This window comes from Niallia circulans, assembly GCF_003726095.1.
Classification (GTDB): Bacteria; Bacillota; Bacilli; order Bacillales; family Cytobacillaceae; genus Niallia; species Niallia circulans_A.
The window spans coordinates 840,063-854,395 of record NZ_CP026031.1 but is presented as its reverse complement, the minus strand read 5'-3'; the positions used below and the strand labels follow the sequence as shown (position 1 = coordinate 854,395).

The following is a 14,333-nucleotide window of genomic DNA, read 5'->3' as shown; positions in this document are numbered from 1 at the left end:
CGTCTCTTTATAAAGCAATATACGCTTGTCATAAATAGATGTCCTTATTTTTATTCCTCTATTTTATTTGGATGAAACAAAAGCCTGTTTATTTTTTGCAAAATAATCCCAGCCAGACCAAATCGTAAAGATCAAGGCAACCCATAGGGCAAGGATATCAAAAGGCAGTGAAATAAGTTCAAAAATCATATTATGTAATAAAAGCGCAGAAATCGCAACTATTTGGGCCCACGTTTTAATTTTCCCAAGCATATTTGCTGCAACTACCTCTCCGCCGCCAGCTAATATTAAACGTAAACCGGTTACTGCGAATTCTCTGCTAATAATAACAATCGTAATCCACGCAGGAGCCATCTGCAATCCTACTAAAACAATTAATGCAGATGAAACTAATAATTTATCTGCTAAAGGATCTAAAAACTTCCCTAAATCGGTTACTAGATTATACTTTCTCGCAAAGTGTCCATCAATCCAATCCGTTGTCGATGCTAGGATAAAAATCAAGGCACCGATAAAATGTGTCATCGGTAAGGTAACACCTAAAAATGTTAGTTCTCCCCATTGAAAGTCCACTAGCATGATGACTAGAAAGACGGGGATTAATAAAATTCTTGCTACGGTAATCTTATTTGGCAAATTCATCTTACATCCTCCATTACCATGACGTTAATCGCCACTTTCATTAAAAATAAATTAAAAACATTAGTATTATAACCTAAATACGATATAATAGCGAAAAATAGTCATCGAATCGATGACTATTCTTCTTTTATATTTTTAATAACAAGATCTTGTCTAGAAGATGAATCACCAAGGTCTATTTTTTCATCGTTGACAAAAACATCTACTTGGCTGTTTCCAATTACAATACGTGCTTCTGTCTCTTTTGATAAATCTTCTTCGTGTGATTCAGTTCCATCTTTTTCAAGGATACCTTGGAAAAAGGAATAGTTTTTGCCATTTTGGATATCAACCCAAACTTTTCCTGTTGCTACAAGCTTAACAACAAACTTCTCTGCATTTTTCACTTCATATGTTGTCTTTTTTCCAACTGTTTCTTTTTTGGTAATCTCTTGTTTTGGTGCCTCTTCTTCTACTTTCTTCTCTTCTTCTTCTACTACTTGTTCTTTCTCTTTATTAGCATCCTTATCAGTTACCTTTTCTTTTTCCTTTTTATTTAATGCATCTGATTTCATATAAACAGAATTCTGTTCTGTACCGCTATTAGACTGTTTTTCTGGATTTGAATCTTTCGCATACACAAAATACCAAACCAGAAAAGCAACAGCCAATACAAGAATAGCAATAAGAATAGTTGGCAAGATATCGAATACCTTTGAAGTGGCTCCGTCTATTGCGCTTCTTGAATTCACTCTCGATAAATTTTGCGGCAACTCATCATTTACCGTTGTTGGTACCTCAGCTTTATACTCTTCAAATATTTCTTCTGGAACCAAATCTACCGCTTCTGCGTATTGTTTGATAAATGCCCGTGTATAAAATTTACCTGGCATCATACTATAATTACCTTCTTCAATGCCAACTAAATAACGGACTTGAATTTTGGTAATCTCTTGTAATTCTTCTAACGTTAGTCCTTTAGCTTCTCTAGCTTCTTTTAATCGATTTCCTAATTCACTCACAAGATAACACCTTCCAACTTACTAAAAATCAAAACCCTCGAATTCACTTTCTAAGGCAAGAGTATTCTTTTTATGAACATCATAAAGAATCTCCTCGTCTGGCTCATGTCTTAGCTCAATAATATAATCAAAATCATCTAAAGTGTATTCTGTATTATGTACAAAGGCATCGGGATGTTCTACTACTTTTATACATGGCAGGCGCATCACTTCTCGAACAACCGCCCAATGTCGCTCATTAATCTGTTTGGAAGAAACAATACCATCAATGATAAATAAATTATTTTCATTATATTCTCCCTGCATTAAAGAATGGCGGATAGTCTGCTTTAGCAAAGTAGAACTCACTAAAAGCCATCTCTTATTTGCACAAACGCTTGCAGCCACTATGGACTCCGTTTTGCCTACCCGCGGCATCCCTCTAATACCTATTAATTTATGGCCTTCTGTCTTAAATAATTCCGCCATAAAATCTACTAGCAATCCAAGCTCATAACGAACAAAGCGAAATGTTTTTTTGTCATCTGCATCTCTTTGAATATAACGACCATGTCTTACTGCAAGTTTATCTCTTAAAGAAGGTTCTCTAAGCTTGATTACTTTTATTGTGTCCATTGTATAGAGAATAGATTCTAACCTTTTTATTTGTTCCTTATTTTTCGCTAACATTAATAAGCCGCGCCGTCCATCGTCTACCCCATTAATGGTGATAATATTAATTGAAAGCATTCCTAGTAATGAGGAAATCTCCCCTAGTAGGCCAGGTCGGTTTTTTTGAATTTCGTATTCTAAATACCATTCCTTCTGTTCCAAAAAAATCCTCCTACAACTAGCAAGTGAAATTTTCTAGTCTTTTAACTTCTATCATATAGGAATAGTATAAATAATCAAGAAAAAAGGGGTCAAAATAGAAAAAAAGATGGACTTTTTATAAGAAGGGTGCATTCTAGGAAAATAAAGCATTCATTTTAATCTAAAATCATTGTTTCAAAGCTATTTTTACTTGATTTATTTGCATGCTGCTCATGTTTGATCTGCCTCTTTTCTTCTACACTTTCTTGCTTTTGGTCACAGACAGGCTTCCCTTCTATTATCTAGATGCTCTTTTTCGAAGCACGTCATCACATTTTGGAATATTTTTCTGTTCCGAAAGGAAAGAAGCTCAATAAATAGCTTTTCTATTTATCGAGCTTCTTTGATTGCCACTAATAATTATTTTGTTCCGTTATTATGCACTAATTTTACCATCATATTTGCAATCGCATGTTGTTCTTTTTCATCTGCAACTGACCATAAATCGGATAAAATCTTTTCTTGTTCATTTTTAGGCTGAACTTGATTAGACAGATAATCTCCAATTTGAAAAGCAAGATCTCCTATTGCTTCTTGGTTCATTCCTTCATTTTCGGCATGATGAAGACGATCTGCTAAAAAGTCTTTCCATTGATCCCAATTTTCTAAAATAGACATCATGAATTACTCCTTCCATTGCTTAAGTGAATTACATCATTATTTTGGTTCGTTCGATGTAATAATATGCATGAAAATCTTTTGGAAAAGCTATCTATACATACCATCCCCCATTAAGAGAAAGGACTTGTCCTGTCATATAAGAAGATTTTTCCGATAATAGAAAGGCTACACTTTCTGCTACTTCTTGGGGACTTCCCAATCTCCCCATTGGGATTTCCTCTGCCATCAGCTGCATTTCTTCAGGCGAAAAAGATTGAAGCATGTTCGTTTCAATAGCGCCAGGAGCTACTGCATTCACCCGAATACCATTAAAGGCTACCTCTTTACTTAAGGCCTTCACAAAGCTAATTTGGGCACCCTTTACAGTAGAATAGGCAACTTCCATTGCTGCTCCTACTTGACCCCATATACTTGTGATCACAATAATATTACCATATTGTCTCGAAAGCATTTTTGGTAATAAAGCTTTTGTTATACACATTAATGAATGTATATGGACATTCCATAGGGCTTTCATTTCTCCCTCTTCCATATCTGTAAATAAACCATATGTACTTATGCCACTTGCGTGAACAATTCCATCTATTGTGAAAATACTTTCGAGAATTTTTTGGTAGTCATTTTCTTGTTGTAAATCTGCTTGTATGGGTAAGTATTCTCCCCCATTCACTGCTAGCACTTCTAACAGTTCCTTTATTGCTTTTTCATTTTGATGATAGTGTAAGTAAAGCGAATAGCCTTCTTTTGCTAATTGTTTTGCAATCGCTTGTCCAATTCCACCAGATGCACCGGTAATTAAAATCCATTTCCCCATTGTCTTTTTCACTCCATTTACTTTTACCTATAAACCTAAACAGCAACAGACACAAAGAAATAGATTTCTTTGTGTCTACTTATCATTATTTCGGCACTACTTGGCAAGATGTTATTCTTTCTTCTGCTAATAATTTATTAGCCGCATTTTTTATATCCTCAACTGTAATTTCTTCAACAGCAGGTACCACATCAAATAAATTCATTTCATTGAAAGCATAGCGTGTAAATTGGTTAGCGATATATTCTGGTGAATTAATCGCACGTAAGAAAGCGCCAATTTTCTTTTTCTTCGTTCTTTCTAACGTCTCGCTGGCGAAATCGGTTGTTTTAGCTTTCATTAAAATTTCTTTAATTGCCGTTTCTAACCGATCAGGATCACTCGTATCTCCACCAATCATCGCAAATCCAAATCCGTGTTCCTGTGTGTAATCATAAGAAAAAGTATCATCAATTAAGCCTTCTTGGAAAAGATTTTGGTAGTTTTCAGAGCTTTCACTAAATAGGAAATCTAATAATAAATTGATGCTCCACTCTTGTTTCATCATTTCCTTTCCGGACTGCTCTACATCGATTCCTTTTATTCCAACAAGACATTTAGAAGTGTGGACATTCATTTTTAGTACTTGCTTGTCCTTATTAACATGTGCAGGTTCTTCTTTAAATTTGCGTTGAATTTCACTGTGATTTGTATAATCTTTTTTGCTTTGATTTTCTCTTATCTGAGCCATATACTCTTCTGGATCAACTGGTCCCACAATGAAAAGAAGCATATTGCTTGGGTGGTAGAAAGTATTATAGCACTCATATAACATATCTTTTGTGATATGTGAGATGGATTCAATCGTTCCAGCAATATCAATTTTCACAGGATGATGGACATACATATTTTCAATTAGTCCAAAATATAGACGCCAATCTGGATTATCATCATACATCGTAATTTCTTGCCCGATAATTCCTTTTTCTTTTTCTACCGTTTTTTCCGTAAAGTATGGTTCCTGTACAAAATTAATAAGTGTTTCCAGATTATTAGCTACATTAGAGGTACTAGAGAACAAATAGGCTGTTCTTGTAAAAGACGTAAAAGCGTTAGCGCTTGCCCCCTGTTTACTAAAATCTTGAAAAACATCACCGTCTTCTTTTTCAAAAAGCTTATGCTCTAAGAAATGAGCAATTCCATCAGGAACTTGAGTGAATTCAGATCCCTCAAGAGGAATAAAGGTGTTATCTACAGAACCATAATTTGTTGTGAATGTACAAAACGTCTTATTAAACCCTTTTTTCGGCAAAATATATACCTTTAAGCCATTTGCTAATTTTTCATAATATAGTTCTTCTTGCAATTGAGCAAATTCTATTTTTTCCATTATGCATTCCCCTCCGATCCCGTTAAGAAATAAATGGTGTCTAGTTCGATCTTCTTAGCGGCAGCAATGATTTCCTCTCGGGAAACTTTACTCATATATTGAAGCCAATCGCCCATCTCTACATAATTATCACTTACGCTATTATGGTAGAACAGTTCAATCATGCCACGGGAAGTATCTAATGTTTCCAGCATTTGATTATGAATCACCGCTTTTGTCTGCATTATTTCTTGATCGGAAAATTCGCCTTTTTTCATTAACTCCATTTGTTCCTTAATAATCTTAACTGCCTTATCGTAATTGTTATTATCTATTCCTGACATTACTAAAAGCAACCCTTTATGACTTTCTAAACGACTTGCTGCATAATAGGCAAGGCTTTCTTTTTCCCTGACATTAATAAATAGCTTGGAATGCGAGAACCCGCCATAAATGCCATTGAGTACTTGAAGGGCAAAATATTCTGGATCTCCATAAACAATATTTGTGCGAAATCCCATATTTAGTTTTCCCTGTTTAATATCTTGTACTTCACGAACTTCTTTTACTTTCTTAGTTTCATATGATTTTCTACGATCAATTGATTGTGCCGTTCTTTCTTTAAATGGAAATAATTCCTCAATATAGGCTCCTACCTCTTCTTCTTTAATATCGCCGACCATATACAAATCAATCTGATCTTCTGCTAACGCTTTTGTATAATAGTCGTAAAGGGATTGTGGGGTAATGCTATCAACCTCGTCTTTTTCACCGTAAACACTTAGTGCATAAGGCTCGTTTTCACACATAACATCAATTACTCGTTGATTCGAATATCGCATTTTATCATCATAGATGGATTGAATTCTTTGCTTTAATGCACGTTTTTCATTATCTATGACATTCTGGTCAAAACCACTTTCTGATACATTTGGCTGAAAGATAACCTCCGATAAAAATTCCAACCCTTTTTTTAATAAAGGAGCTGGGTCTGAGAGAAACTTTTCGTTTGCAATTTCTAAAGAGAAAGAAACAATGTGGTATTCCCCTTTTTTAGCAAGATCGATAAAAAAAGTAGCTCCATACAATTCTTCTATAAAGGAACGAAGCTTTGCCGTTGTCGGAAATTTCTTCGTACTATTTTGCATCACATAAGGAAGAAGAGCCCTGTGTGTTGAATTTTCTTTTGTAATAGGGGTTCGCCATTTCATCACAATCGTATTCGTTTTAAATTTTTCTGTCTTTACTGTATGTAATTGAAAGCCGCTATATTTTGTAATTTTTTCCGTTGCTACACTCATAACATACCTCCTCATATACTTACACTCATCATACACTACTTACTAGTATTTACTCTATTTATAAGGTTATTCTCATAAAGTCTAGATTAGGTGATTTTCCTTTAAACTTACATCATCTCCTTTGCTTATTTCTATTCCTTCTTTATTGTATAACCTAAACTCATACTGATAGGATTTCGCCTCTATTTCTGAAAGTCTTTCATCAAACGTTTCCATTGAAAATTTGTTTAAAGATACCTTTTTTCTCTCCTTCCAGTCATTATTTATGATTAAGTCAATCGAACATACACTTCACTTGTCCCATCTGATAGGAAAAGAAAAAGTGGTGTGCGCTCATCCTCTATCGGAACAGTGTAGGTAGTAACTCCATAAGATAGGTATAGTTCCCTTTGGAATCTTTTTCAAACTTAATAATTCCCTGTCCCTCCCCATTTGTAAAAGCAGCGATTCTAGTCTTTTCTATATCAAAAATATCAATAATTTTAATATTAGTTTTCTCTTGCAATAAGTCACTTTTCATAATCAACTTTGTAATAGAAGCTTCATCATTGCCATAAACAGGACGATTATTCCATAATAGTCCGATTACAAGCATAAGCAATACACTACTAAATAAAATTAATAGATTCTTTATGCTCATTTATTTTCCTGGCTTTATAAAAAATTCTCATTATTATCAAAATATCATTCAAAAGAAGCTTATTCAATAAAAAACAAGAAAATAATTCCAGATTATACTTTTTCCTTTAAAGAGACGATTATTTCTCATGAAAACAGGAAAAAAATAAAGAAAAGAAGAAAGGGAGAGGTGCACAATGCCAAAACTTGTTTTGATTCGCCATGGAGAAAGTCTTTGGAATGTGGAAAATCGTTTTACTGGTTGGACAGATATTGAACTGTCAGAAAAAGGGTTAACAGAAGCAAGGGAAGCTGGAATTATTCTCCATCATAACGGCTACACATTTGATATTGCATATACATCCTATTTAAAAAGAGCAATTCGGACATTATGGATTATTCTCGATGAAATGGACAGTATGTGGATTCCTATACATAAAACGTGGAAATTAAATGAACGTCATTATGGTGCTTTGCAAGGACTCAATAAAAAAGAAACAGCTGATCAATATGGGCTTGACCAAGTTCAAAAATGGAGAAGATCCATGGATATCAGACCGCCAGCTTTAAATAAAGATGATCCCCGTTACAATATCGACGATCCAAGGTATCAACAGCTCGAAGAAGGCGACTTTCCTTTAACGGAAAGTCTTGCCGATACGGAGAAAAGAGTCTTAACTTTCTGGGATCAAGAAATTGCACCTATGTTACGCAACAATAAAAAAATAATAATTGCAGCGCATGGTAATACAATTCGCGCTATTATTCATTATTTAGATAACGTTTCACCAGATGGGATTGCGTCTTTAAACATTCCAACAAGCATTCCATTAGTATATGAATTAGATGATAACTCTTTAAATCCTATGCGCCATTATTATTTAGATATGAATGGCGAAGTTCCTGCAGATGTGATTCCTAAACATATTCCAATTGAATTATTAGATAAAGAATTTAAAACCAAGGCAATTAATACACATGAAGAATAAGAAGCATCAGGTAAATTACTAAGTGAAATGAATAAATAAAAAGAGACTCCACTTGTGCTGCACCCTAAAAAGTCAGAATTGGTTCGTCTAACTTTTGGGGTGCACATCAGCTTGAAGTCTCTTTTTCATTTCCTAAAGGATTATCTGCTACCTTTAATATAAGGAACACCAGAAGCTCTTGGTGCATCTGCACGACCGATAAAGCCTGTTAATGCAACAATAGTTAATACATATGGGGCAATTAACAAGTAAACGCTCGGAATGTTTTCTAAGAACGGTAGGCTGCTTCCAACAATACTTAAGCTTTGAGCAAAACCGAAGAAAATCGCAGCTCCCATTGCTCCAAGCGGATTCCATTTTCCGAAGATCAGGGCGGCAAGTGCCATGAACCCTTGTCCGCTAATGGTCGCATGGGTAAAATCATTTGTAATCGACTGGGCAAAAACACCGCCGCCTATTCCACCAAATGCACCAGAGAGAATAACTGCAACATACCGCATTTTAGTTACGTTAATACCCATTGTATCTGCAGCCATCGGGTGTTCTCCAACAGAACGAAGGCGTAACCCGAATGGCGTTTTATACATAACAAACCAAACAATAATAGCAACAACAATAGCTAAGTAAGAAGTCCAATAAGTATTAGAGAAAAATAAGTCTCCAATCACAGGGATGTCCTTTAATAGCGGAATATCAATTTTCTTAAAGCTATAACGAATGGTACCTGTTTGTCCCTTTCCATCATAGATTAATTTCACTAAGAACATAGCAAGACCAGCTGCTAGTAGGTTAATCGCTACACCAGAAACCGTTTGGTCGGCACGGAATGTAATACTTGCCACCGCATGAAGGATGGAAAATAAAGCTCCCACAACCATTGCGACAAGTAAAGAAACCCAAGGTGTCCAAGCGCCCAGACTATCAGCAAATGTTAAATTAAAAACAATGGAGGAGAAAGCTCCCATTACCATTAAACCTTCTAATCCAATATTAACTACCCCTGCTCTTTCAGAAAAGTTCCCGCCAAGTGCAGTAAAAATTAGTGGAGCAGCAAACAATAGCGAAGAAGGTATGACAATTAATAATACGTCCATTAATCCCATTTACTTCTCCCCCTTTTTACTTTTATTTTTACTTAATCGTTCTAAAAATAAGCGAATCATATAGCTTGAAGCAACAAAGAATACGATTAAAGCAATAATGATATCAACCATCTCATTCGGTACTCCAGCTTCAAGCGGCATATTTAATGCCCCTACTTTTAAGAAACCGAACAAGCATGCAGCAAGCAAGATTCCGACTGGGCCATTTGCTCCAAGTAAAGCAACGGCAATCCCATCAAATCCAACCCCTGTAAATCCACCTTTATTACTCACATATTCAAATGTTCCTAAACCTTCCATCGCTCCTGCAAGACCCGCAAAAGCACCAGAAATGACCATGGAAAGAATAATATTACGGTTAACATTCATACCAGCATATTGGGAGGCATTCTGATTAAATCCAACAGCCTTTAATTCATATCCTTTTACTGTTTTTTCTAAAATAATCCACATAAGAATAGCGCATCCAATTGCGATTAAGATTCCCCAGTGCATCCGGGAATAGTCTGTTAAGCTTTCTAAGAACCCAGAACGCAGACTAGCAGTGGGCGCAATATTTTCTGTACGGTCTGCTTTATCTGTAAGCACATTTCGGATTAAATAGTTGGATACATGTAATGCGACATAGTTCATCATAATACTTACGATAACTTCATGTACTCTAAATCGTGCCTTTAAAAAGCCTGGTACAAATGCCCACAGCGCACCAGCCGCAGCAGCAGCTAATACAGCAAGTGGTAAATGAATAATTTTGGGTAAATCAAAGGAAATCCCTACCCAAACTGCAGCAAGCCAGCCAACAATTAATTGCCCTTCAACCCCAATATTGAATAATCCAGTACGAAAAGCGAAGGCAACTGCAAGACCTGCAAGAATTAACGGAGTAATTTGGCGTACTACTTCTCCAGTAAAATAAATATCACCAAATGCTCCATTCCAAAGGGCTGTATATGCATCCGCAGGATTATAACCTGTTGCAAACATGATAATCGTCCCAACAATAACCCCTAATAATACGGCAATAATTGGAATACTAATTTTCTTTATTGTATTAGACATTATTCTCCACACCCACTTTTTTAGCTTTCGATCCTGCCATTAATAAACCTAGCTCTTGTTCTGTTGTTGTTTTTGGATCCACTGTTGCAATAATTTCTCCATCAAAAATAACAGCAATGCGGTCACTAACATTTAAAATTTCATCTAATTCAAAGGAAATCAACAATACCGCTTTTCCTTTATCTCTTTGTTCGATTAATCGTCGATGAATAAATTCAATCGCCCCTACATCCAGTCCCCTAGTAGGCTGGGCTGCGATAAGCAAATCAGGGTCACGATCTACTTCTCTACCAATGATTGCCTTCTGCTGGTTCCCCCCAGATAGAGCTCTCGCTGGTGTGTGAATACTTGGTGTTCGAACATCAAATTCTTCGATTAATTTACTCGCTTTTTTCTCAATTTCGCCTTGGTTCAAAAAGCCATATTTAGAAAATGGGGTTTTGTAATAGGTCTGTAAAGCCATATTTTGTCCAATCGAAAAGTCAAGAACTAAACCGTGTTTATGGCGATCCTGCGGAATATGACCAATCCCACTTTCCGTAATTTTTCTTGGAGAAAGAACACTGATTTCTTTGCCGTTAAGTGTAATGCTTCCACTGTTTTTCTTCATTAAACCAGTAATCGCCTCAATCAGCTCTGATTGACCATTGCCATCTACCCCAGCAATCCCGACAATTTCACCTGCTTTAACATCTAGGTTAAGAGAGTTGACTACATGGACACCACGACTATCTTTTACAGTTAAATCAGAAATTTTTAATACTGTTTCTTTCGGATTTGGTGCTTTCTTTTCTGTTTTAAAGGAAACTTCACGACCAACCATTAAGTTCGCAAGTTCATTTGGGTTTGTATCTTTTACATTATAAGTGCCAATACCTTCCCCTTTTCTGATAACCGTAACACGATCACATACTTCCATAATTTCTTTTAATTTATGGGTAATAAGGATAATGGACTTGCCCTCTTGAATTAACTTACGGAAGATACCAATTAATTCGGCAATTTCCTGTGGAGTTAAAACAGCTGTTGGCTCATCAAAAATCAAAATTTCCGCTCCGCGATATAACGTTTTTAAGATCTCTACTCTCTGTTGCATTCCAACAGAAATATTTGCAATCTTCGCCTTCGGATCAACTGCCAATCCATAACGCTCTGAAATTTCCTGTACTTCTCTTTCTGCTTTTTTTAAATCAATTTTTCCTTTGCTGACTGTTTCTTTTCCCAAAATAATATTTTCTGTCACGGTAAAGGTATCAATTAACATAAAATGCTGATGAACCATTCCGATTCCTAAATCATTCGCAATATTTGGATTAGAAATATTTACGACCTTCCCACGCGCACGAATTTCCCCTTTTTCTGGCTGATATAAGCCAAAAAGAACGTTCATTAGCGTAGATTTTCCTGCACCATTTTCCCCTAAAAGTGCGTGAATCTCACCTTTTTTTACTTGAAGGGTAATATTGTTGTTGGCAACAATACCAGGGAATTCTTTACGAATATTTAACATCTCGATTACATATTCCATCTAATCCACTCCTTCTTACTTACCTTACAAGATAAATGTTTTAAAGCTTAAAATACACGTATGATGTCAAAGAAATTTATTTTCTAAAACAATCCACAAAGGAAATTATGTAATTTTTATATTACGATAATTTCGACATATAAAATTTTTAATAAAGACTAGAATAAACTTCTACTCTTTAGTTAAAATTCTATTTTTTGTCGTAAAAAAGGAATAAGTGTTTGCCATGCAAACCACTTATTCCTGGAAAATTAGCAATTGCTATTTACTTAACAGTATCAGGAACAGTGTACTCACCGTTTTTAATTTTAGCAGTCCATTCTTTAACAGCTGCATCAATTTCTGCTTTCTTTTTAACTTCTTCATTAATTGGTGCAAGACCTACACCATCTTCTTTTAAACCATAAACAGTAGTTTCTCCACCTGGGAATTTACCGTCTTTTGCTTTAGTAGAAATATCTTGTACCGCTGTGGAAACACCTTTTAATGCAGAAGTTAACACAATGTTATGATCTCCTACAACACCTTCTGCTACCTGATCAGAGTCAACACCGATTGCCCAAATATATTTTGAAGGGTCTTTTTCTTTTAAATCACGAGCTTCAGAGAATAATCCAGCACCAGTACCACCAGAAGCATGGAATACTACATCCGCGCCTGAAGAATACATTTTGCTTGCAATTGTTTTACCAAGTTCAGGTTTATCAAATGCACCAGCATATTGTACGTCTACCTTAATATTAGGGTCTACCGCTTTAACACCATCAACAAATCCAGCTTCGAAGCGTCCAATTACATCTCCTTCAACCCCGCCAATAAATCCAATTTTTTTAGATTCCGTTGCATGAGCCGCTGCAACACCAGCTAAGAAAGAAGCTTCTTGTTCTTTAAAAGTAATGCTTGCTACATTAGGTTGGTCAACTACAGCATCAACAATTGCAAAATGTGCATCTTTTTGTTGTTGAGAAATTTCTGAAATTGCACCTTCCATTAAAAATCCGATTCCAAATACCAAATTATAGCCTTGACGAGATAAGTTATTTAAATTAGTAGCATAATCTGAATCTGACTGTGATTGTTGGTAATCAATACCATTACCTTTTGATAAGCCATTCTCTTTACCAAATGCTTGTAAACCTTCCCAAGCTGATTGGTTAAATGATTTATCATCAACACCACCGACATCTGTTACCATTGCAACTTTAAATGAGTCTTTCTCTTTATTTCCATCTGCTGCTTTATCGTTATCCTTGTCATTACTTCCACAAGCACTTAATACAGTTCCAGCAGCTAGTACTAAAGATAGTGCTAAGCCAAATTTACGCTTCTTCAAAGCTTGTACCCCCTAGACTTTTTTGTTATTTAGTTAAACTTTTTACGATTAGTTTGTTCAGCTTCTACGAGTAAATTCGTTTTCTTAAAACTTGAAAGCTAAACTTATCGGATCGAAAATAATTTACTGAATAAAGAATCGGTTCATCCTTCTCATCATAATGCATCTGTTTTAAAACAAGCAGTGCAGTTTCTGGTTCACATTGCAGAATGGGAGATACTTTATCGTGATATCCTATCGGCTCGATTTGTGCAACAGCGTATGTAATATGTCTTTGGCTATCCGATTCCAAGAATTGAAAAATTGATTCTTGATCGTATGAAAATCGTTCAGGCAAAATTTTCTGTGGCAATTTATCCATACAATATACAACCGGTTCGCCATTAGCTGTTCGAACTCTTTCGATAACAAGCATTTCCTCCCCTTGTGATGCAGAGAAGCGTGTCGAGTCTTCTTCAGTAGCGAACATCGTATTTGAGCTTAGAAATATGGTGCCTGGATTCATACCTGCCTGCTTAATCATATTCGTGACACTATTCAATTGTTCTATGCCAGAATTAAACAATGGTTTACAGTTAACAAAAGTGCCAACACCGTGTCTTCTGACAATGACATTTTCTTCTTCCAATGTGCGTAGTGCCTCTCTTAAAGTGGCCCGACTCACACCTAAAGTTTTTGCAAGTTCGAATTCTGAGGGGAATTTTTCTTTTTCTTTATAAATTCCTAACTCAATATCTTTTTTTAGACGATCTACTACTTGCAAATATAAATGTCTCGTATCCGATTTAATTAGCATATGATGTTCCTCCAAACATTTCTAAGACATCAGACCTCTGATGTTCAATCATTCCTACTAATCGAAAATACTATAACACTTTTTCCCTAATAAATAAATAGACTTTTAAGAATTTCGTCGAAAAAATACAGAAATGAGTAATTGTTCGGAAATCAACCGTTTTCTTTTGTATATTATTGTAAAAATAATACTTAATTTTGCTATTTTTCTTATACACCCTGAATGAATGTTTTGAATATACGCTAAAAAAGGACTTAAAATAGGTTATACTATTTCAAGTCCTCTTTTAAAAAATTGATTATTTTTCCGCATAACTGAATCGTTTTGT

14 protein-coding genes are annotated in these 14,333 nt (G+C 35.4%); 1 reads left to right on the top strand and 13 read right to left on the bottom strand.

Going from position 1 to position 14,333, the window contains the following annotated elements; translation table 11 throughout:
• Positions 1-63 precede the first annotated feature (63 nt).
• The 8 genes from pgsA to C2I06_RS03835 form a co-directional block, all read right to left on the bottom strand.
• Complete coding sequence (pgsA, locus tag C2I06_RS03870) at positions 64-642, bottom strand: CDP-diacylglycerol--glycerol-3-phosphate 3-phosphatidyltransferase (RefSeq protein WP_095329245.1); 579 nt, start codon at positions 640-642, stop codon at positions 64-66.
• Positions 643-758: 116 nt separating this feature from the next.
• A complete protein-coding gene (locus tag C2I06_RS03865; protein ID WP_123257482.1) occupies positions 759-1,643 on the bottom strand; it encodes a helix-turn-helix domain-containing protein in 885 nt (294 codons plus the stop codon).
• Positions 1,644-1,664: 21 nt separating this feature from the next.
• Positions 1,665-2,456, bottom strand: coding sequence for a YmfK family protein (locus C2I06_RS03860; RefSeq protein ID WP_095329243.1), 792 nt, complete (start codon positions 2,454-2,456; stop codon positions 1,665-1,667).
• Between the two features lie 399 nt (positions 2,457-2,855).
• Positions 2,856-3,113, bottom strand: coding sequence for a DUF3243 domain-containing protein (locus tag C2I06_RS03855; protein WP_047940065.1), 258 nt, complete (start codon positions 3,111-3,113; stop codon positions 2,856-2,858).
• Positions 3,114-3,207: 94 nt separating this feature from the next.
• Entirely contained in the window at positions 3,208-3,930 is a 723-nt protein-coding gene (ymfI, locus tag C2I06_RS03850; RefSeq protein ID WP_123257481.1) for an elongation factor P 5-aminopentanone reductase, read from the bottom strand.
• 85 nt (positions 3,931-4,015) lie between these two features.
• Complete coding sequence (gene yfmH / locus C2I06_RS03845) at positions 4,016-5,299, bottom strand: EF-P 5-aminopentanol modification-associated protein YfmH (RefSeq protein WP_095329241.1); 1,284 nt, start codon at positions 5,297-5,299, stop codon at positions 4,016-4,018.
• Entirely contained in the window at positions 5,299-6,579 is a 1,281-nt protein-coding gene (gene yfmF / locus C2I06_RS03840; protein WP_123257480.1) for an EF-P 5-aminopentanol modification-associated protein YfmF, read from the bottom strand. Before yfmF ends, yfmH begins: the two co-directional genes overlap by 1 nt.
• 340 nt (positions 6,580-6,919) lie before the next feature.
• Positions 6,920-7,219, bottom strand: coding sequence for a hypothetical protein (locus tag C2I06_RS03835; protein WP_123257479.1), 300 nt, complete (start codon positions 7,217-7,219; stop codon positions 6,920-6,922).
• Positions 7,220-7,394: 175 nt separating this feature from the next.
• On the opposite strand from C2I06_RS03835, the gene gpmA reads away from it, so the two are divergent.
• Positions 7,395-8,186: a 2,3-diphosphoglycerate-dependent phosphoglycerate mutase gene (gene gpmA / locus C2I06_RS03830; protein ID WP_095329238.1), complete on the top strand. Its 792-nt coding sequence runs from the start codon at positions 7,395-7,397 to the stop codon at positions 8,184-8,186.
• A gap of 140 nt (positions 8,187-8,326) precedes the next feature.
• Here gpmA and C2I06_RS03825 read toward each other — a convergent pair whose 3' ends face one another.
• The 5 genes from C2I06_RS03825 to C2I06_RS03805 all read right to left on the bottom strand — a co-directional run bounded on the left by C2I06_RS03825 (position 8,327) and on the right by C2I06_RS03805 (position 14,005).
• Entirely contained in the window at positions 8,327-9,289 is a 963-nt protein-coding gene (locus tag C2I06_RS03825; protein ID WP_123257478.1) for an ABC transporter permease, read from the bottom strand.
• Positions 9,290-10,348: an ABC transporter permease gene (locus C2I06_RS03820; RefSeq protein WP_095329236.1), complete on the bottom strand. Its 1,059-nt coding sequence runs from the start codon at positions 10,346-10,348 to the stop codon at positions 9,290-9,292.
• Positions 10,341-11,876, bottom strand: a complete 1,536-nt coding sequence (locus C2I06_RS03815) for an ABC transporter ATP-binding protein (RefSeq protein ID WP_123257477.1) — start codon at positions 11,874-11,876, stop codon at positions 10,341-10,343. The genes C2I06_RS03820 and C2I06_RS03815 overlap by 8 nt, the downstream gene beginning before the upstream one ends.
• A gap of 265 nt (positions 11,877-12,141) precedes the next feature.
• Complete coding sequence (locus tag C2I06_RS03810; RefSeq protein WP_095329234.1) at positions 12,142-13,209, bottom strand: BMP family lipoprotein; 1,068 nt, start codon at positions 13,207-13,209, stop codon at positions 12,142-12,144.
• 64 nt (positions 13,210-13,273) lie between these two features.
• Complete coding sequence (locus tag C2I06_RS03805) at positions 13,274-14,005, bottom strand: GntR family transcriptional regulator (protein WP_095329233.1); 732 nt, start codon at positions 14,003-14,005, stop codon at positions 13,274-13,276.
• Between the last annotated feature and the right edge of the window lie 328 nt (positions 14,006-14,333).

Bases quoted from the DNA above. Each gene is read 5' to 3' on its own strand.
- pgsA (WP_095329245.1), bottom strand. From the start codon at position 642: ATGAATTTGCCAAATAAGATTACCGTAGCAAGAATTTTATTAATCCCC.
- C2I06_RS03855 (WP_047940065.1), bottom strand. From the start codon at position 3,113: ATGTCTATTTTAGAAAATTGGGATCAATGGAAAGACTTTTTAGCAGAT.
- ymfI (WP_123257481.1), bottom strand. From the start codon at position 3,930: ATGGGGAAATGGATTTTAATTACCGGTGCATCTGGTGGAATTGGACAA.
- yfmH (WP_095329241.1), bottom strand. From the start codon at position 5,299: ATGGAAAAAATAGAATTTGCTCAATTGCAAGAAGAACTATATTATGAA.
- yfmF (WP_123257480.1), bottom strand. From the start codon at position 6,579: ATGAGTGTAGCAACGGAAAAAATTACAAAATATAGCGGCTTTCAATTA.
- C2I06_RS03835 (WP_123257479.1), bottom strand. From the start codon at position 7,219: ATGAGCATAAAGAATCTATTAATTTTATTTAGTAGTGTATTGCTTATG.
- gpmA (WP_095329238.1), top strand. From the start codon at position 7,395: ATGCCAAAACTTGTTTTGATTCGCCATGGAGAAAGTCTTTGGAATGTG.
- C2I06_RS03825 (WP_123257478.1), bottom strand. From the start codon at position 9,289: ATGGGATTAATGGACGTATTATTAATTGTCATACCTTCTTCGCTATTG.
- C2I06_RS03820 (WP_095329236.1), bottom strand. From the start codon at position 10,348: ATGTCTAATACAATAAAGAAAATTAGTATTCCAATTATTGCCGTATTA.
- C2I06_RS03815 (WP_123257477.1), bottom strand. From the start codon at position 11,876: ATGGAATATGTAATCGAGATGTTAAATATTCGTAAAGAATTCCCTGGT.
- C2I06_RS03805 (WP_095329233.1), bottom strand. From the start codon at position 14,005: ATGCTAATTAAATCGGATACGAGACATTTATATTTGCAAGTAGTAGAT.